This is a genomic window from Serratia sp. C2(1) (assembly GCF_036352655.1).
GTDB lineage: Bacteria > Pseudomonadota > Gammaproteobacteria > Enterobacterales > Enterobacteriaceae > Serratia > Serratia inhibens.
The window spans coordinates 976,101-993,766 of sequence record NZ_JAZFBA010000001.1; the positions used below are offsets into that span (position 1 = coordinate 976,101).

The following is a 17,666-nucleotide window of genomic DNA, read 5'->3' on the forward strand; positions in this document are numbered from 1 at the left end:
GAGATCTGCGAGGCAACTCTCGTTTATAGTCCTTCGGGCGTGAAGGTTCTGTACTATTGTTTTCTCTTTGCAGCACGTTCCATGCCGCTTCCGGCCGTGGTTCCGCGGAGAGTACAGATGAACAAACGAGAATTAGAAAGCGCGATTGTCACCGATTTTTCCAAGCGCATGAGTTACGGCGATTACCTGTGCCTGGACCAGTTGCTGGATTGCCAGCATCCGCTGTCCAACCCGCAGCATCATGATGAAATGTTGTTCGTGGTGCAGCACCAAACCTCTGAACTGTGGATGAAGCTGATGCTGCATGAACTGCAGGCGGCACGGGCGTTGGTGCAACAAGACAAGCTCAGCCACTGTTTCAAGATCCTGGCCAGGGTCAAACAGATCCAGCGGCTGCTGTTTGAACAATGGGCGGTGCTGGAAACCCTGACGCCGTCGGAGTATGTAGAGTTTCGCGACGTGCTGGGCAACTCGTCGGGTTTTCAATCCCATCAGTATCGCTCCATCGAGTTTTTGCTGGGCAACAAGAATGCGGCCATGCTGGCGGTGTTCAGTAATGATGCGGAAAAACACGCGGCGCTGAAGGCTATCCTCGAGGCGCCAAGCCTGTACGACGAATACCTGCTTTACCTGGCACGCCACGGCCTGCCGATCCCGCAGGAGTGTATCGACCGCGACTGGACGCAGCCGTACCAGCGCAACCCAAATCTGTTGCCGGCGTTCAAAGAGATCTACGACCATCCGCAAAAGTACTGGGAAGCCTATGAAATGGCCGAGAAACTGGTGGATATAGAAGAAAGTTTCCACCTGTGGCGTTTCCGTCATATGAAGACGGTGGAGCGGATTATCGGCTTCAAATCGGGCACCGGCGGCTCCAGCGGCGTCAGCTTCCTGAAAAAGGCGCTGGATCTGACCTTCTTCCCCGAACTGCTGGACGTGCGCACCGAAATTGGCGCTTAGCGGGCAGGGGCCTTACCCGCAGGCCCTGGCGCACCGGCATATGCGGATAACATATTTCCATAATCATATTGTCGCGTTTAGGCTGATACCCTACGAATTTAAACACAGCATAAGGTGTAACGATGGAGAGGGTATTGGTGACCGGCATCGAGCCGTTTGATGGCGACGACGTAAACCCGTCATGGCAGGTTGCGCAGGCTTTGGCAGGGGAACATATCGCCGGTGCGGAAATCGTGGTGCGCGAACTTGCCTGTGTGTTGGGGCAGTCCAATCAACAGCTGGTTGCGGCGATCGAAGAGCTGCAACCCGTTGCAGTGATCTGCCTGGGGCTGGCCGGCGGGCGCGGGGAGATCTCCGTTGAGCGGGTGGCCGTCAATCTTATCGACGCCCGCATTCCCGATAACGCCGGTAAACAGCCGATAGACGTGCCGGTGGTCGAGGGCGGGCCGGTCGGTTATTTCGCTACGCTGCCAGTGAAGGCGATTGTGCAGAATTTACGTCGGCAAGGTATTCCGGCAGCGGTGTCGCATACTGCCGGTACCTATAACTGCAACCAGCTTTTTTACGGGCTGAGCCACCACATTGCCAGCCATCATCTGGCGATAAAAGGCGGGTTTATTCACATTCCATATAGCCATGAGCTGGCGGTCAATCATCCGGGCAAACCGAGCATGGCGCTGGCGACCATGATCGACGCGGTGCGCAGCATCGTGCATACCACGTTGACGGTTGAAGAGGATTTGGCGATCGGCGGCGGCGCGCTGCACTGAGGCCGTTGGATTGAAGTCATGCCAGGGCGTAGCGGTCCGCTGCGCCCTGGCATTCGGTTATTCGTCGGCGACGCGGATCACCAGCTTGCCGAAGTTTTTGCCCTGCAACAGGCCGATCAATGCCTGCGGCGCATTTTCCAGCCCGTCGACCACATCCTCGCGGAATTTGATTTTTCCCTGCCCGACCCATTCGCCCATTTGCTGCAGGAAGTCGCCATACTCTGAACCATAGTCATCGAAAATGATAAAGCCCTGCATGCGGATGCGCTTGCGCAAAATCAGCCCCTGCAGCATCGGCAGGCGATCCGGGCCGTCGGGCAAAGCGGTAGCGTTATAGTGGGCGATAATGCCGCAGACCGGAATACGCGCCTTGGCGTTCAGCAACGGCATCACCGCATCGAACACGGCACCGCCGACGTTCTCGTAATAAATGTCGATACCCTGCGGGCAGGCTGCGGCCAGCTGTTCGGCAAAGTCAGCAGCCCGGTGATCGACACAGGCGTCAAAGCCCAGTTCCTCCACCACATAGCGGCATTTTTCCGCACCGCCCGCCACGCCGACCACACGGCAACCCTTCAGTTTGGCGACCTGGCCGACGACCGAGCCGACGGCACCGCTGGCTGCGGCAACCACCACAGTTTCGCCGGGTTGCGGCCGGCCGATATCCAGCAGACCCATATAAGCAGTAAAGCCCGGCATGCCCAAGACCCCGAGCAGGCGGGAAGGTTGTGTTTGTTGCGCACCGAGGTTGTGCAAGCCGTTGCCGTCAGACAGCGCATAGTCTTGCCAGCCGTTGTAACCCAGCACCCAGTCTCCGGCTTTAAAATCCGGGTGTTGCGATGCAACAACGCGCGACACCGTGCCGCCGACCATGACCTGGCCGATCTCCACCGGCGGAGCGTAAGACGGGGCATCGCTCATACGGCCGCGCATATAGGGATCAAGCGACAGATAAACGGTGCGCAAAAGCACCTGGCCGGCGGCGGGTTGAGGTATATCCGTCGTTTCCAGGCGGAAATTGTCTGCGGTAGGTTCACCGTGCGGACGTGAGGCCAGCAGGATGCGGCGATTTTGTTGTTCGGATTGAGACATCAGGAACTCCTTATGCGGACAGAATCCTAAGTCTAGTCAATCATCGGTAAGGGGAAATGGCCTAATGTGCTTCGGTGCCCTTTAAATCGGCAGGGGTTATCACAGAAATCATGACGAAATAAAAGTGCCGTAGCGGCGGTCTTGCAATCAAGCCGCCGGGTTTCAGAGCGGGACGATCAGCACGTCGATATGGCTGGTATTGATAAAGCGCGCCGCAGAACAGGAGATCTTGTTCATCATGCTGTCGCTGTGGTTACCGCAGATCACCAGATCAAAGGGTTGGCGTTGGCGGGCGTAGCTTAGGCTGTCGCTCAGTTCACCATGCACGATCAGCGTCTCGATGATGGGATAATCGGCCCGCAGCCGCAACTCCTCCATAAACAGCAGCGTCTCTTCTTCCATCAGAGCTCGCAGATCGCCCAACATCGGCCCGGCGAAGTTGTTGTACATTTCCGGGTTGGCAATCGTGCTCAGCAGGGTGATTTTGCCGTTGGAGGGGCGCACGATGGAGACGGCTTTTTCAACCAGGCGGTGGCTGTCAGCCGCCACGGCAACGGTAACCAGAACGTTTTGATATCCCATTTTCCACCCCCATTCCCCATACTTAGGGTAAAGAGTAGAGCCTGATGCATTTGATAAATGTGGTTTGTATCACGCGCGACAATAAATCGGAGATTATTGCCGTTATTTAGCAATAAAAGATAAAGGGGCGTTCGCGCGTAATGAAGAAAAATTAAAACACCTGCGCCCACAGCGTTTTTGGCACCTTGCCCAGGTCGAACAATTTACCGGCAACCAGCTCGGCGCGACGGTGGTCGGCTGCGCGGTACATGTTGCTGATTTCAATATCATTATCAATGGAGTAGTTCAGCTTGTCGTACACTTTTTCCACGCTGTCCAGACTGGAGCACTTGCGGAACGTCATCAGGTAATCGAAGGTATCAGTCATGATTAAAATATAACCTGTTAATAGTTGTAGCCGGACGAAGAAACATCACGCTGTCATGCAGGGTAGCGCCAAAAGCGTGATGTGCGACCTGAGAATTAATTTCAAATAAATAAATTGCAATAGGGTAATAATCGGCTGCGTTACCCGCGCCTTTACGCCAAGAATAATAATATGCTCACGCGGTATCGGCAATGCCATCCTGTCGCTAACGACGCGAATTAAGGAAAGTCTCAGATGGCAGGGGGAGGGCGTAAAGGGAACAGAGGACAACGCGCCGCGAGCAAACCGGGGGCGAATGCTGGGTTACCTCCCTTGGCGGGAGTTTTTTTGCGTACGTTGAGACCCTTCGGCGGGCGGCCGCATCCATCTGAAACTTCCGCTGGGAATCGTCAATCCTCTCGCCGCCGACGATGGCAACATGACCGGCGCTATATGCGTGGGTTCTCCGGCGGTCGTGAATGACGAAACAGATAATTCGGTGGAGCAGAAATAAAAACAAACCTGCGTTTTTTATAGGGCGACCCAAAATACGTTGGGAAGTTTTATCGATAAAGCGGTGCCGCTGAGATTTAAGATTTTTCCGCCAATGAAGAAAAAATGATTAAAGTTTTAATTATCGCTGCCGATAAAACGTATTGGGGGAATTTTTAAGAAAAATAAACCCAGGTTCGTCGCTTTAACGCCGCTTATCGAGAAACATATCGTTACCTCTGTTTTCTTGTTCACAACCTAAGCGAGCCGTTGTTAACCTAATATCCCCATTCGCTGAAATTAAAACAGGCAATCCGCCGTTTTTTAAGTCAAATCCGAAACCCAATACCCTTATAGTTTCCATAAGTTACTTTGTGGGTATTGAGAGTTTATTGTTAATTAAACGGTTATTTATACTGTGTTTGTTGGCTGTGAGCAGATTTTTGTTCTGTTATTTTGGTTTGGTAATGCTTTTGTTCGAATTGATCTAAAAATGATATATTTTTGGCTTATATACATTGTTTTTAAGACGTTTTTTTACTTATGGCGGCTTTTTGAGCAAAAACCCGGCTAAAAAATGGCCGAATAAGCGGGGGTTTGGCTTAATTATTTTTTATTTTTGTGATCCACATCACATTGTATTTAAAATTGCCCCTTACTTACATTGTGTGTGCTAATGGTTCGGGGGTAGAGTTGCGCTGCTTTAGGAATAATCTTATTAATTTTGTAAAAATAGTTTCATGGTGACTACACACTATCGAAGCAAAATGCTGTACATCCATACACGTTGGTTTACGCACGTATCAAATACTGAATGATGGTCCGAATTTAGAGATGTTGAAGAATTTATAACGGTCGTTATTCAGGGATTCATTTGCCAACTTCGGGAACAAACCCAGGTCACGGGCGATAAAAATTATCACCCAGCGTATGTTTTTAAACATAGTCTGTCGGGATGGGGAATATGGGTACGTCTGAATTACTTAAGCATATTTATGACATAAATTTGTCATATTTACTTTTAGCACAGCGTCTGATTAATGATGAAAAAGCATCGGCAATGTTCCGTCTGGGTATCGACGAAGCCATGGCCGACGCGCTCGCTCAACTCACGTTACCGCAAATGGTCAAACTGGCTGAGACTAACCAGTTGGTCTGTCACTTCCGTTTTAACGAAAGCCATACCATCGAGCGCCTGACGAAAGAGTCTCGCGTGGACGATCTGCAGCAAATCCATACGGGCATTTTGCTATCAAGCCATTTACTGCAAGAACTATCGGATAAAAACGGTAGTGCGACGAAGAAAAGAGCCTGATGATGGTAGAGAAAAGTATTGTTCAGGAAGCCAGGGACATTCAGCTGGCTATGGAATTGATAACGCTGGGTGCGCGTTTGCAGATGCTGGAAAGCGAAACCCAGCTCAGCCGCGGGCGGTTGATCAAACTCTATAAGGAATTGCGCGGCAGCCCGCCGCCGAAGGGCATGTTGCCGTTCTCTACCGACTGGTTTATGACCTGGGAACAGAACATCCATTCGTCCATGTTTTACAACGCCTACAGTTTCTTGATGAAGAGCGGACATTGCACCGGCGTTGAGGCGGTGATCAAAGCCTATCGTCTGTATCTGGAGCAGTGCCCGCACCAGCCGGGGGAGGCGCCGCTGTTGGCGCTGACCCGCGCCTGGACGCTGGTACGCTTCGTCGATAGCGGCATGTTGCAGCTCTCCGCCTGCAACTGCTGCGGCGGCACTTTCATCACCCACGCGCACCAGCCCTTGAACAGTTTTGTTTGCAGTTTATGCCAACCCCCTTCCCGCGCAGTAAAAAGACGTAAACTTTCGCCGCAACTGGCCGATATTATTCCTCAACTGCTGGACGAGCAGGTTAAACGCGCAATTTGAGCCGGCGGCAGCGCCGGTTCAGCCAGATCTGAACAGACTTGTGAAACGCAGGGTTCGGCATACCGAACCCGCAGGCGCAAGCCTGGCCTTGCTGCGGCCTTGCGGCTCAACAGCGCGCTTATCCCACCTTCCATCCACATTGTTAATTTAAGGAATGCGTGTGTTAGTTATTTTGGGTTATCTCGTGGTATTGGGGGCGGTCTTTGGGGGGTACCTGATTGTGGGGGGCCATCTCGGTGCGCTTTATCAACCGGCGGAGTTTTTGATTATCGGCGGTGCAGGCATCGGTGCCTTTATCGTAGGTAACAACGGTAAGGCGATCAAATCTACCCTGCGCGCCATTCCCAAGCTGATGCGTCGTTCAAAGTACAGCAAGGATCTGTATATGGATCTGATGGCGCTGCTGTATCGGCTGCTGGCCAAATCCCGTCAGCAGGGCATGCTGTCCCTCGAGTTCGATATCGATAACCCGCAGGAAAGTGAAATTTTCTCTAATTATCCCCGCATCCTTGCCGATAACACCCTGGTGGAATTTATTACCGATTACTTACGGCTGATGGTGAGCGGCAACATGAATGCGTTTGAGATTGAAGCGCTGATGGATGAAGAGATCGAAACCTTCGAACAGGAAAGCGAGGTTCCGGCAGGCAGCCTGGCGATGGTCGGCGACTCGTTGCCGGCGTTCGGCATTGTGGCGGCGGTCATGGGCGTGGTGCATGCGCTGGCCTCGGCCGATCGCCCGGCGGCGGAGTTGGGGGCGCTTATCGCCAACGCGATGGTCGGTACCTTCCTCGGCATTTTGCTGGCCTACGGTTTCATCTCGCCGCTGGCGACCCTGCTGCGGCAGAAAAGCGCGGAAAACGTCAAAATGATGCAGTGCATCAAGGTTACGCTGCTGTCGAGCCTGAACGGTTATGCACCGCAGATTGCGGTCGAATTCGGCCGTAAAACGCTGTACACCACCGAGCGACCGTCCTTCGTTGAGCTGGAAGAGCATGTGCGCCGGGTGAAAGCGCCGGCGCAACAGGCGACGGAAGAAGAACAGGTATGAAGCAGAATCACCCGGTTGTGCTGGTCAGGAAACGCAAATCGCATCAGGCGGCGCACCATGGTGGCTCCTGGAAGATTGCTTATGCTGACTTTATGACCGCCATGATGGCGTTCTTCCTGGTGATGTGGTTGTTGGCGATCGCCAGCCCGCAGGAGCTGACGCAAATCGCCGAATATTTTCGCACGCCGTTGAAGGTGGCGCTGACCACCGGCGACAAGAGCAGTTCGGAGAGCAGCCCGATCCCGGGTGGCGGGGATGATCCCACCCAGCAGGAGGGGGTGGTGAAAAAACAGATCGATACGCTGGAGAAGCGCGACGAGGAACTGCGCCTCAACAAGCTGCGGGAAAAACTCGATGAGCTGATTGAGTCCGATCCGCGCCTGAAAGCGCTGCGTCCGCATCTGCTGATCAACATGATGGATGAAGGTTTGCGCATTCAGATCATCGATAGCCAGAACCGGCCCATGTTCAAAACCGGCAGCGCGCAGGTGGAAAGCTACATGCGCGACATCCTGCGGGCGATTGCGCCGATCCTGAATGACCTGCCGAATAAAATCAGCCTGTCTGGCCATACCGATGATATTCCCTATGCCACCGGCGAGCGCGGTTACAGCAACTGGGAGTTGTCAGCCGATCGTGCCAACGCCTCACGGCGCGAGCTGATCGCCGGTGGGCTGTCGGAGGGCAAAGTGCTGCGGGTGGTGGGCATGGCCGCGACCATGAGCCTGAAACAGCACGGCGCCGATGATGCCATCAACCGCCGCATCACCGTGCTGGTACTGAACAAGCAAACCCAGCAGGGCATTGAGCACGAAAATGCCGAAAGCAACGCGATGGGCGTCGCCCGGCCGGCAGACCTGAAGCCGTTGGCACCGTCGGCGACGGCTCCGGCCACCCTTATCACTCCGGAGCAGCCGGTGGCTGTCCCTTCACCGACTAACAGCGACTCACAGCAGAGGTGACCCCGTGAGCATGGATATTAGCGCGTTTTATCAGACCTTTTTTGATGAAGCAGATGAGCTGCTGGCCGACATGGAGCAACACCTGCTGGAGCTGGATCCGCTGGCCCCGGACATTGAGCCGCTGAACGCCATTTTCCGCGCAGCGCACTCGATCAAGGGCGGCGCGGCGACCTTCGGTTTTTCGGTACTGCAGGAAACCACCCATCTGCTGGAGAACTTGCTGGACGGTGCGCGGCGTCAGGAGATGAGCCTGAGCACTGAAATTATCAACCTGTTTCTGGAAACCAAAGACATTATGCAGGAGCAACTGGACGCCTATAAAACGTCGCAAAAGCCGGACGCCGACAGCTTTGAATATATCTGTCAGGCGTTGCGGCAGCTTGCGCTGGACGCACAGCAGCAGGATGCTCCCGCTGCGCTTGCGACGGAAACCGCTGTCGCCGCGCCTTCGGCGATAGAAGGCGGGATGCGGGTTTGCCTGAGTGGCCTGAAGCCGAATGAAATCCCGCTGATGCTGGAAGAGTTGGGCAACCTGGGCGAGGTGAAAAATCCGCAGCGGACCGACAGCAGCCTGGAAGTGACGCTGCTGACCTCCGCCGGCGAAGAGGATATCAGCGCGGTGTTGTGTTTCGTGCTGGAGCCGGAGCAAATCAGCTTCGCCACGCCGCTGCCGGTCGAGTTGCCGCCGGCGGCGCCCCAGCCCGTTGCCGTTCAGGCGGCAGAGCCGTCGGTAGCCAAACCGGTGCCTGCGGTTGCGGAAGCGCCGAAGGCACGTGCCAAGGCCGGCGAATCTACCAGCATCCGCGTGGCGGTGGAGAAAGTCGACCAATTGATCAACCTGGTGGGGGAACTGGTGATCACCCAGTCGATGCTGGCGCAGCGCTCCGGCAGCCTGGACCCGGTCAACCACGGCGATCTGCTCAACAGCATGAGCCAGTTGGAGCGTAACGCGCGCGATCTGCAAGAGTCGGTGATGTCGATCCGCATGATGCCGATGGAGTACGTGTTCAGCCGCTTCCCGCGCCTGGTGCGCGATCTGGCCGGCAAGCTGAACAAGCAAGTGGAGCTGCAGTTGCAGGGCAGTTCTACCGAGTTGGACAAGAGCCTGATCGAACGCATTATCGATCCCCTGACGCACCTGGTGCGCAACAGTCTGGATCACGGTATTGAAGACCCGGCCACGCGCGTTGCCGCCGGTAAATCGGCAGTGGGTAATCTGGTTCTGTCGGCGGAGCATCAGGGCGGCAATATCTGCATTGAGGTGACCGACGACGGCGCCGGGCTGAACCGGGCAAAAATTCTCGCCAAGGCGGCGTCGCAGGGGCTGGCGGTCAGCGACAGCATGAGCGATGAAGAGGTCGGCATGCTGATCTTCGCACCGGGTTTTTCCACCGCGGAGCAGGTGACCGACGTGTCCGGCCGTGGCGTCGGCATGGACGTGGTGAAGCGAAATATTCAGGAAATGGGTGGGCATGTAGAAATCCATTCACAGGCGGGCAAGGGTACTGCCATTCGCATTTTGCTGCCGTTGACGCTGGCGATCCTCGACGGTATGTCGGTCAAGGTGAACGATGAAGTGTTTATTCTGCCGCTCAACGCGGTGATGGAATCGCTGCAGCCGCAGGCCGAAGACCTGCATCCGTTGGCCGGTGGCGAGCGGGTGTTGCAGGTGCGCGGCGAATATCTGCCGCTGGTGGAGCTGTTCCGGGTGTTCGAGGTGGCAGGTGCCAAAACCGACGCCACTCAGGGCATTGTGGTGATCCTGCAAAGCGCCGGCCGCCGCTATGCGTTGCTGGTGGATCAACTGATCGGCCAGCATCAGGTGGTGGTGAAGAACCTGGAAAGCAACTATCGCAAAGTGCCGGGGATCTCCGCCGCGACCATTCTGGGCGACGGCAGCGTGGCGCTGATTGTCGATGTGTCGGCGCTGCAAACGCTGAACCGCGAACAGCGTCTGACGGACGCGGCTGCATAATAACTAATCGATTGGTGTAGAGGTGAATGATATGGCAGGTCTGGCAACCGTCAGCAAACTGGCTGGCGAAACGGTAGGGCAGGAGTTCCTGATTTTTACCTTGGGCAATGAGGAATATGGCATCGATATCCTCAAGGTGCAGGAGATCCGCGGATACGATCAGGTTACGCGCATTGCCAATACGCCGGCCTTTATCAAGGGCGTCACCAACCTGCGTGGCGTGATTGTGCCGATTATCGATCTGCGGGTGAAATTTGCCCAGCAGGACGTGTCCTACGATGAAAACACCGTGGTGATCGTGCTGAACTTTGGTCTGCGCGTGGTGGGGATTGTGGTTGACGGCGTATCCGACGTACTGTCGTTGACCACCGAGCAGATCCGCCCGGCACCGGAATTCGCCGTGACGCTGGCGACGGAATACCTGACCGGCCTGGGATCGCTGGGCGAGCGTATGCTGATTTTGGTGGATATCGAAAAGCTGCTGAGCAGCGAAGAGATGTCGCTGGTCGACAGCGTGGCGAAAAGCGCCTGATTGGCTGTGAGGCGGGTTCAGCATGCGGCAATTGTTCTGCGCCGCATGCTGCACCAAAAAACGGGCAGCGCCTGATGATGCACGGGGCAGGGCTGCCCGACTACTCGATATCCTTCAACCGCAGCACGTATTTTTTCCAGCTACGGCTGGTCACCAGCAAATAGCCGGCAGCGAACAGCGCCGCAACCGTTGCGCTGCGCAACAGGCTGGTCTGCGTCGTTGAGCTCAACAGGCTGCTCAGCAGGTTGGCGACCAAGAACCCGGCAAAGACCCACGCCGCCCGTTTGATTCGTCGACTCTCCATCTCGTTCTCACAAAGGCTTCCCTGGGATGACAGGATATTACGCCTGGCAGGCGTACGAACCAAGCCCCCTGTAGGAGGCCGCATGTTGCCCTCAACCAAAAATAGTTACTTCCTCGCATAAAGTTCTGCTCCCTCGCGCCGATAACTCTGTCAATCAACAGACTCCGGGCCTGTCCGCGCGGGCTTTCAACAAGGGAAAACATGTTTAATCGTATGAAGGTGGTCACCAGCCTGTTGCTGGTGCTGGTGTTATTTGGCGCCTTGCAGCTGGTTTCGGGCGGGCTCTTTTTCTCCTCACTGAAGAATGACAAAGAAAACTTCACCGTATTGCAGACCATTCGCCAACAGCAATCCGAGCTGAACGAAAGCTGGGTTAACCTGCTGCAAACCCGCAACACGCTGAACCGTGCGGGTATTCGCTACATGATGGACGCCAACAAAATTGGCAGCGGCGCCAGCGTTACCGAACTGCTGGCGGCGGCCAAGAACAACCTGCTGGTGGCGGAACAACATTATGCCGCCTATGACAAAATCCCTTTAAATCCTCGCCAGGACGCGCAATCTGCCGAAAAGCTCAAACAGCAATACGGCATTTTGCACGGCGCGTTGTCCGAGTTGGTCCAACTGCTGGGCGAAGGCAAGATCAACGCCTTCTTTGACCAGCCGACGCAAAGCTATCAGAACGCGTTCGAAGACATCTACAACACCTACCTGGCGCAAAACGACAAGCTCTACCAGAGCGCAGTGGAAGACAGCAACGATTCCTTCAGCTTCGCCATCTGGACGCTGGCGGTGGTGCTGTTGGTGGTGCTGGCGGTGATCGTATTGGTGTGGAGCGGCATTCACCACATTCTGGTGCGCCCGCTGAATCGCATGATCGATCACATCAAAATGATTGCCGCCGGCGATCTGACCCAACCGATCGCCGTGACCGGCCGCAATGAAATGGGCGTGCTGGCCGCCAGCCTCAAACACATGCAGAGCGAACTGATCGAGACCGTCAGCGGCGTGCGTCAGGGGGCCGACGCCATCTACAGCGGCGCCTCCGAAATTGCCGCCGGCAATAACGATCTCTCTTCCCGTACCGAACAACAAGCGGCCTCGCTGGAAGAAACTGCCGCCAGCATGGAGCAGTTGACCGCCACGGTGAAACAGAACGCCGAAAACGCCCGTCAGGCCAGCCAACTGGCGCTGAGCGCCTCCGAAACCGCGCAAAAGGGCGGCAAGGTGGTGGCCAACGTGGTGCAGACCATGCACGACATTGCCGGCAGTTCGCAGAAAATTGCCGACATCACCGGCGTGATCGACGGCATTGCTTTCCAGACCAACATTCTGGCGCTGAATGCGGCGGTAGAAGCGGCGCGCGCCGGCGAACAGGGCCGTGGCTTTGCGGTGGTGGCGGGTGAAGTGCGTAACCTGGCCCAGCGCAGCGCCCAGGCAGCGAAGGAGATCAAGGGCCTGATCGAAGACTCCGTCAGCCGCGTCGATATGGGCTCGGTGCTGGTGGAAAGCGCCGGTGAAACCATGGGCGATATCGTCAACGCGGTCACCCGCGTCACCGACATCATGGGTGAAATCGCCTCGGCGTCCGACGAACAGAGCCGCGGTATCGATCAGGTCGGCCAGGCGGTGGCGGAAATGGACCGCGTCACCCAGCAAAACGCCTCGCTGGTCGAGGAGTCCGCTTCTGCGGCGGCGGCATTGGAAGAGCAAGCCAGCATGCTGACCCAGTCGGTTGCGGTATTCCGACTGAAAGCGGAAGGCCAGGACGAATTCAAAATGCCCGTCGGCAAAACGGCCGTTACCCCGGTACTCAATCATAAAAAAACGAACGCCAGCGATCTGCAGGATAACTGGGAAACGTTCTAACCGGCATTGGGCCTCCTCGCCCGTTACGGGGGAGGCTTATTCCCCGTCGTAAGCTGGCCGTCGGCCGGCTGCAAGGAGGTTCACAGTGTTTAACCGAATCCGCGTCTCTACCAGTCTGTTTCTGCTGTTGATGACTTTTTGTGTTATGCAGTTGGCCACCAGCGGCTTGTCGTACACCGCTTTCCGTTCCGATCACCACAATCTCAATCTGATCACGCTCGGCAGCCAGCAGCGCGATGCCCTCAGCCTGAGCTGGGTCTCATTATTGCAGGCCCGCAACACGCTGAACCGCGCCGGCACCCGTTCGGCGCTCAAGCTGCCGCAAGATCAGGTGAATGCGTTGATGGGCAATGCGCGCAGTTCATTGCAGAAAGCCGATCTCTATTTCAACCAGTTCCTGGCGGTACCGCGCCACAGCGAGCAGGAACAGCAACTGACCGAAACCACCCAGGCCAGCTATGATCGGCTGCGTAGCGCGCTGCGTGAGCTGATTGGCTTCCTGGAGAACAACAATCTGCAGGCGTTTATGGACCAGCCGACGCAGAAAACCCAGGACCTGTTTGAGGCCGACTTTGTCCAGTATCTGCAACTGGTGAACGCCAACGTCGCCGAAGCCAACGACGCCAATCAGCGCTCCTTCACCCTGTCCGGCTGGTTGGTGGGCGGTGCGGTGCTGATGCTCATCGTGGTGACCGGCAGCGCCCTGTGGTGGCTGCGCAATATGCTGGTGCATCCGCTGAATATCATGCGCAGCCATTTTGACCGCATCGCCGGCGGCGACCTGGCTACGCCAATCCAGGTCTATGGCCGCAATGAAATCAGCCAGCTTTTCGCCAGCCTGCAGCGCATGCAGCATTCGCTGATTGGCACCGTCGGCGCGGTGCGCGATGGCGCGGAATCCATCCTGATTGGCCTGCAGGAAATCTCCGAGGGCAACAACGATCTCTCTTCACGCACCGAACAGCAGGCCGCCTCGCTGGAGGAAACCGCCGCCAGCATGGAACAGTTGACCGCCACGGTGAAGCAGAATGCCGACAACGCACGCCAGGCGTCGCAACTGGCGCGTGATGCCTCCGCCACGGCGGCCAAGGGCGGCGCGTTGGCCGGCGACGTGGTGACCACCATGCAGGATATCGCCAGCAGTTCGCAGAAAATCGGTGCCATTACCAGCGTGATCGACGGCATTGCCTTCCAAACCAATATTCTGGCGCTGAACGCGGCGGTGGAAGCGGCGCGCGCAGGCGAACAGGGGCGCGGTTTTGCCGTGGTGGCCGGTGAAGTGCGCAATCTGGCCAGCCGCAGCGCACAGGCGGCAAAAGAAATCAAAGGGCTGATCGACGAGTCGGTCAGCCGCGTGAAACAGGGCTCGGTGCTGGTGGAAAACTCCGGCGCCACCATGCAGGACATCGTGCGTTCGGTCACCCGGGTTACCGACATCATGGGTGAAATCGCTTCGGCGTCCGATGAACAGAGCCGCGGCATCGAACAGGTCACGCAGGCGGTGACCCAGATGGATCAGGTGACCCAGCAGAACGCCGCGCTGGTGGAAGAAGCCGCTTCGGCAGCCGCCGCGCTGGAAGAACAGGCGATAACCCTGGCCGACGCGGTGTCGGTATTCCGCCTGGCGGACGATAACTTCGCCGCGCCGGGCAACAATCAAGACGCAATTTCACCCGTGGTAAAGGAAGCCCCAGATTGTCAAACCGCATAAGCAGCACGTCTTTTATGAGTCATTGGGTATGAAACAGGCGCCGTCGACCTCTAACCGGGATCCTGGATCCTTGCTGACGCAGATGGCCCAGCGCCTGCCGTTGTCGGACGTGCATTTTCGGCGTATCAGCCAACTGATTTACCAGCGCGCCGGCATTGTGCTGGCGGAGCACAAGCGCGAGATGGTCTACAACCGCCTGGTGCGCCGCTTGCGGTTGCTGGGGCTGAACGACTTCGGCGATTATCTGGCGCTGCTGGAAAGCGATCCGAACAGCGCCGAATGGCAGGCATTCATCAATGCGCTGACCACCAACCTGACGGCATTTTTCCGCGAGGCGCACCACTTCCCGATCCTGGCGGAGCATGCGCGCCAACGGCCTAATGGCTATAGCGTGTGGAGCACGGCGGCATCGACCGGGGAAGAGCCATACTCGATCGCCATCACCCTGAGTGAAGTGCTGGGGCAACGTGCCGGCGGTTGCCAGGTATGGGCCAGCGATATCGATACCCAGGTGCTGGAAAAGGCCGAAGCCGGCGTTTACCGCCACGAAGATCTGCGCACCCTGACGCCGGCGCAGATGCAGCGCTATTTTCTGCGTGGTACCGGGCCGCATCAGGGGTTGGTGCGGGTGCGGCCGGAACTGGCGGCGCGGGTGAATTTCCAACCGCTCAACCTGCTGGCGCCGGAATGGGCGCTGCCGGGGCAGTTCGACGCCATTTTTTGCCGCAACGTAATGATCTATTTCGATAAGGCGACGCAGGAGCGCATCCTGCGCCGCTTCGTGCCCTTGCTTAAACCGGGGGGCCTGATGTTTGCCGGCCACTCCGAGAATTTCAGCCAGATCAGCCGGGATTTCTACTTGCGTGGGCAGACCGTGTATGGCCTGACCAAGGAGAGGTAATGAGTAAAATCAGAGTATTGAGCGTAGACGATTCGGCCCTGATGCGGCAGCTGATGACCGAAATTGTCAACAGCCATCCCGATATGGAGATGGTAGCGAGCGCGCCGGATCCGCTGGTCGCACGCGATCTGATCAAAAAATTTAACCCGCAGGTGCTGACGCTGGACGTCGAAATGCCGCGCATGGACGGCCTCGACTTCCTTGAGAAACTGATGCGTCTGCGGCCGATGCCGGTGGTGATGGTGTCGTCGCTGACAGGCCAGGGGTCGGAAATTACGCTGCGCGCGCTGGAGCTGGGGGCGGTAGATTTTGTCACCAAACCGCAGCTTGGCATCCGTGAGGGCATGTTGGCCTACAGCGAGCTGATAGCCGAAAAAATTCGTACGGCGGCCAAGGCGCGGCTGCCGCGACGTTCCAACAGCCCGGCGCCGGCGATCCTGAGCCATACGCCGCTGCTGAGCAGCGAAAAACTGATCGCCATCGGTGCCTCCACCGGCGGTACCGAAGCGATCCGTCAGGTGTTGCAACCGCTGCCGGCCACCAGCCCGGCGCTGTTGATCACCCAGCATATGCCGCCGGGTTTTACCCGTTCGTTTGCCGAACGGTTGAACAAGCTGTGCCAGATCACGGTGAAAGAAGCCGAGGACGGTGAGCGCGTGCTGCCGGGCCATGCCTATATCGCGCCGGGCGATCGCCATCTGGAACTGTCGCGCAGCGGCGCCAACTATCAGGTGAAGCTGAATGACGGCCCCCCGGTCAACCGCCATCGGCCTTCGGTGGATGTGTTGTTCCGTTCTGTCGCGCAGTACGCCGGGCGCAATGCGGTGGGCGTGATCCTGACCGGCATGGGCAATGACGGGGCGGCGGGGATGCTGGAAATGCACCGCGCCGGCGCTTATACCCTGGCGCAGAACGAGGCCAGCTGCGTGGTGTTCGGCATGCCGCGCGAGGCTATCGCCGCCGGCGGGGTGAATGAGGTCGTGGAGCTGGATCGCATGAGCCAACGCATGCTGGCGCAGATTGCCGGTGGGCAAGCGCTGCGTATTTGATTTTATATTTCCGCCTTACGGCGGTGGTGGTTTTGCACAATTGAACGGTTAACACCTTGGGAGTGAACATGGCAGATAAGAACCTCAGATTTCTGGTAGTGGACGATTTCTCCACTATGCGTCGCATCGTCAGAAATTTGCTGAAAGAGCTGGGCTTTAACAATGTTGAAGAGGCTGAAGACGGCGCGGACGCGCTGAACAAGCTGCGCGCAGGCGGTTTCGATTTCGTGGTGTCTGACTGGAACATGCCGAATATGGACGGCCTCGAACTGCTGCAGACCATTCGCGCCGACGGCGCATTGGCGGCGATGCCGGTGCTGATGGTGACGGCGGAAGCCAAGAAAGAAAACATTATCGCGGCGGCGCAGGCCGGTGCCAGCGGTTATGTGGTGAAACCGTTCACGGCGGCGACGCTGGAAGAGAAGCTCAATAAGATCTTTGAAAAACTGGGCATGTAAGGAGAGGGTGATGAGAGACATTCCAATGCCTGCCAGCGATGCGGCGACCGCGGGAGAGATAATCTCCCGCATTGGTCAACTGACGCGCATGTTGCGCGACAGCATGCGTGAACTGGGGCTCGACCAGGCGATCGCCCAGGCGGCAGAGGCAATCCCGGATGCACGCGATCGGCTTGATTACGTGGTCACCATGACGGCGCAGGCGGCGGAACGGGCGTTGAACTGCGTGGAGGCGGCGCAGCCGCGCCAGGCACAGCTGGAGTCCGAAGCCAAAGGATTGAAAGGCCGTTGGGACGAGTGGTTCGCCAACCCGATCGAGTTGGACGACGCCCGTGAATTGGTTACCGATACCCGCCAGTACCTGGATCAGGTGCCGGAACATACGGCGTTCACCAATGCCCAACTGCTGGAAATCATGATGGCGCAGGATTTCCAGGATCTGACCGGCCAGGTGATTAAACGCATGATGGATGTGGTGCAGGAGATCGAAAAGCAGTTGCTGATGGTGCTGATGGAAAATATTCCTGAGCAACCGGCGAAAGAGAAAAAACCGAACGACAGCCTGCTCAATGGCCCGCAGCTCGATCAAAACGGCGCCGGCGTGATCGCCAATCAGGCGCAGGTAGATGACCTGCTCGACAGCCTCGGTTTCTGATCGCGAAGGGGGCCTCAGGGTCCTGTCCTAAACTGCGTAGCGACTCGCATACAACGGA

Annotated in this window: 18 protein-coding genes; 14 read left to right on the forward strand and 4 right to left on the reverse strand. The window is 57.0% G+C overall.

Annotated elements, in window-relative coordinates:
- Nucleotides 1-117: 117 nt before the first annotated feature.
- Complete coding sequence (gene kynA / locus V2S86_RS04480) at nucleotides 118-960, forward strand: tryptophan 2,3-dioxygenase (RefSeq protein ID WP_330761415.1); 843 nt, start codon at nucleotides 118-120, stop codon at nucleotides 958-960.
- Nucleotides 961-1,082: 122 nt separating this feature from the next.
- Nucleotides 1,083-1,730 carry a pyroglutamyl-peptidase I gene (gene pcp, locus V2S86_RS04485; protein WP_330761416.1) on the forward strand — a complete coding sequence of 216 codons (648 nt, stop codon included), beginning with the start codon at nucleotides 1,083-1,085 and terminating at the stop codon, nucleotides 1,728-1,730.
- A gap of 57 nt (nucleotides 1,731-1,787) precedes the next feature.
- On the opposite strand, the gene V2S86_RS04490 is transcribed toward pcp, so the two are convergent.
- The 3 genes from V2S86_RS04490 to ydgT form a co-directional block, all read right to left on the reverse strand.
- Nucleotides 1,788-2,822, reverse strand: coding sequence for an NADP-dependent oxidoreductase (locus tag V2S86_RS04490; protein WP_330761417.1), 1,035 nt, complete (start codon nucleotides 2,820-2,822; stop codon nucleotides 1,788-1,790).
- 162 nt (nucleotides 2,823-2,984) lie between these two features.
- A complete protein-coding gene (gene uspC / locus V2S86_RS04495; protein ID WP_330761418.1) occupies nucleotides 2,985-3,404 on the reverse strand; it encodes a universal stress protein UspC in 420 nt (139 codons plus the stop codon).
- Between the two features lie 151 nt (nucleotides 3,405-3,555).
- Nucleotides 3,556-3,771, reverse strand: coding sequence for a transcription modulator YdgT (gene ydgT, locus V2S86_RS04500; protein WP_006319160.1), 216 nt, complete (start codon nucleotides 3,769-3,771; stop codon nucleotides 3,556-3,558).
- Between the two features lie 1,435 nt (nucleotides 3,772-5,206).
- Between ydgT and flhD the strand changes: the two genes are divergently transcribed.
- From flhD to cheW, 6 genes are all read left to right on the forward strand, one after another.
- Nucleotides 5,207-5,557 (forward strand): flagellar transcriptional regulator FlhD, encoded by a 351-nt coding sequence (gene flhD / locus V2S86_RS04505; protein WP_006319158.1) that lies wholly within the window; start codon nucleotides 5,207-5,209, stop codon nucleotides 5,555-5,557.
- Nucleotides 5,557-6,141 (forward strand): flagellar transcriptional regulator FlhC, encoded by a 585-nt coding sequence (flhC, locus tag V2S86_RS04510; protein ID WP_330761419.1) that lies wholly within the window; start codon nucleotides 5,557-5,559, stop codon nucleotides 6,139-6,141. The genes flhD and flhC overlap by 1 nt, the downstream gene beginning before the upstream one ends.
- 160 nt (nucleotides 6,142-6,301) lie before the next feature.
- Nucleotides 6,302-7,192, forward strand: a complete 891-nt coding sequence (gene motA, locus V2S86_RS04515) for a flagellar motor stator protein MotA (protein WP_006319154.1) — start codon at nucleotides 6,302-6,304, stop codon at nucleotides 7,190-7,192.
- Entirely contained in the window at nucleotides 7,189-8,154 is a 966-nt protein-coding gene (gene motB / locus V2S86_RS04520) for a flagellar motor protein MotB (protein ID WP_330761420.1), read from the forward strand. The genes motA and motB overlap by 4 nt, the downstream gene beginning before the upstream one ends.
- Nucleotides 8,155-8,158: 4 nt before the next feature.
- Nucleotides 8,159-10,129 (forward strand): chemotaxis protein CheA, encoded by a 1,971-nt coding sequence (gene cheA / locus V2S86_RS04525; RefSeq protein ID WP_330761421.1) that lies wholly within the window; start codon nucleotides 8,159-8,161, stop codon nucleotides 10,127-10,129.
- 31 nt (nucleotides 10,130-10,160) lie between these two features.
- Nucleotides 10,161-10,661 carry a chemotaxis protein CheW gene (gene cheW / locus V2S86_RS04530; RefSeq protein ID WP_330761422.1) on the forward strand — a complete coding sequence of 167 codons (501 nt, stop codon included), beginning with the start codon at nucleotides 10,161-10,163 and terminating at the stop codon, nucleotides 10,659-10,661.
- Between the two features lie 100 nt (nucleotides 10,662-10,761).
- Here cheW and V2S86_RS04535 read toward each other — a convergent pair whose 3' ends face one another.
- Nucleotides 10,762-10,965, reverse strand: a complete 204-nt coding sequence (locus tag V2S86_RS04535; RefSeq protein WP_330761423.1) for a hypothetical protein — start codon at nucleotides 10,963-10,965, stop codon at nucleotides 10,762-10,764.
- A 201-nt stretch (nucleotides 10,966-11,166) separates the two neighbouring features.
- Between V2S86_RS04535 and tsr the strand changes: the two genes are divergently transcribed.
- The 6 genes from tsr (at nucleotide 11,167) to cheZ (ending at nucleotide 17,608) form a co-directional block, all read left to right on the forward strand.
- Nucleotides 11,167-12,834, forward strand: a complete 1,668-nt coding sequence (tsr, locus tag V2S86_RS04540) for a methyl-accepting chemotaxis protein (RefSeq protein ID WP_330761424.1) — start codon at nucleotides 11,167-11,169, stop codon at nucleotides 12,832-12,834.
- Between the two features lie 85 nt (nucleotides 12,835-12,919).
- Entirely contained in the window at nucleotides 12,920-14,545 is a 1,626-nt protein-coding gene (locus V2S86_RS04545; protein WP_330761425.1) for a methyl-accepting chemotaxis protein, read from the forward strand.
- A 28-nt stretch (nucleotides 14,546-14,573) separates the two neighbouring features.
- Nucleotides 14,574-15,446: a protein-glutamate O-methyltransferase CheR gene (gene cheR, locus V2S86_RS04550; protein WP_330761426.1), complete on the forward strand. Its 873-nt coding sequence runs from the start codon at nucleotides 14,574-14,576 to the stop codon at nucleotides 15,444-15,446.
- Complete coding sequence (locus V2S86_RS04555; protein ID WP_330761427.1) at nucleotides 15,446-16,495, forward strand: protein-glutamate methylesterase/protein-glutamine glutaminase; 1,050 nt, start codon at nucleotides 15,446-15,448, stop codon at nucleotides 16,493-16,495. The genes cheR and V2S86_RS04555 overlap by 1 nt, the downstream gene beginning before the upstream one ends.
- 68 nt (nucleotides 16,496-16,563) lie before the next feature.
- A complete protein-coding gene (cheY, locus tag V2S86_RS04560; protein WP_006326141.1) occupies nucleotides 16,564-16,953 on the forward strand; it encodes a chemotaxis response regulator CheY in 390 nt (129 codons plus the stop codon).
- A 10-nt stretch (nucleotides 16,954-16,963) separates the two neighbouring features.
- Nucleotides 16,964-17,608 (forward strand): protein phosphatase CheZ, encoded by a 645-nt coding sequence (gene cheZ, locus V2S86_RS04565; RefSeq protein WP_041414707.1) that lies wholly within the window; start codon nucleotides 16,964-16,966, stop codon nucleotides 17,606-17,608.
- The last annotated feature ends 58 nt before the right edge of the window (nucleotides 17,609-17,666 follow it).

Excerpts from the sequence above, each read along its gene's own strand:
- ydgT (WP_006319160.1), bottom strand. The coding sequence starts at position 3,771 with ATGACTGATACCTTCGATTACCTGATGACGTTCCGCAAGTGCTCCAGT.
- pcp (WP_330761416.1), top strand. The coding sequence starts at position 1,083 with ATGGAGAGGGTATTGGTGACCGGCATCGAGCCGTTTGATGGCGACGAC.
- cheZ (WP_041414707.1), top strand. The coding sequence starts at position 16,964 with ATGAGAGACATTCCAATGCCTGCCAGCGATGCGGCGACCGCGGGAGAG.
- cheY (WP_006326141.1), top strand. The coding sequence starts at position 16,564 with ATGGCAGATAAGAACCTCAGATTTCTGGTAGTGGACGATTTCTCCACT.
- motB (WP_330761420.1), top strand. The coding sequence starts at position 7,189 with ATGAAGCAGAATCACCCGGTTGTGCTGGTCAGGAAACGCAAATCGCAT.
- flhC (WP_330761419.1), top strand. The coding sequence starts at position 5,557 with ATGATGGTAGAGAAAAGTATTGTTCAGGAAGCCAGGGACATTCAGCTG.
- tsr (WP_330761424.1), top strand. The coding sequence starts at position 11,167 with ATGTTTAATCGTATGAAGGTGGTCACCAGCCTGTTGCTGGTGCTGGTG.
- V2S86_RS04555 (WP_330761427.1), top strand. The coding sequence starts at position 15,446 with ATGAGTAAAATCAGAGTATTGAGCGTAGACGATTCGGCCCTGATGCGG.
- cheR (WP_330761426.1), top strand. The coding sequence starts at position 14,574 with ATGAAACAGGCGCCGTCGACCTCTAACCGGGATCCTGGATCCTTGCTG.
- flhD (WP_006319158.1), top strand. The coding sequence starts at position 5,207 with ATGGGTACGTCTGAATTACTTAAGCATATTTATGACATAAATTTGTCA.
- cheW (WP_330761422.1), top strand. The coding sequence starts at position 10,161 with ATGGCAGGTCTGGCAACCGTCAGCAAACTGGCTGGCGAAACGGTAGGG.
- V2S86_RS04535 (WP_330761423.1), bottom strand. The coding sequence starts at position 10,965 with ATGGAGAGTCGACGAATCAAACGGGCGGCGTGGGTCTTTGCCGGGTTC.
- kynA (WP_330761415.1), top strand. The coding sequence starts at position 118 with ATGAACAAACGAGAATTAGAAAGCGCGATTGTCACCGATTTTTCCAAG.
- uspC (WP_330761418.1), bottom strand. The coding sequence starts at position 3,404 with ATGGGATATCAAAACGTTCTGGTTACCGTTGCCGTGGCGGCTGACAGC.
- V2S86_RS04490 (WP_330761417.1), bottom strand. The coding sequence starts at position 2,822 with ATGTCTCAATCCGAACAACAAAATCGCCGCATCCTGCTGGCCTCACGT.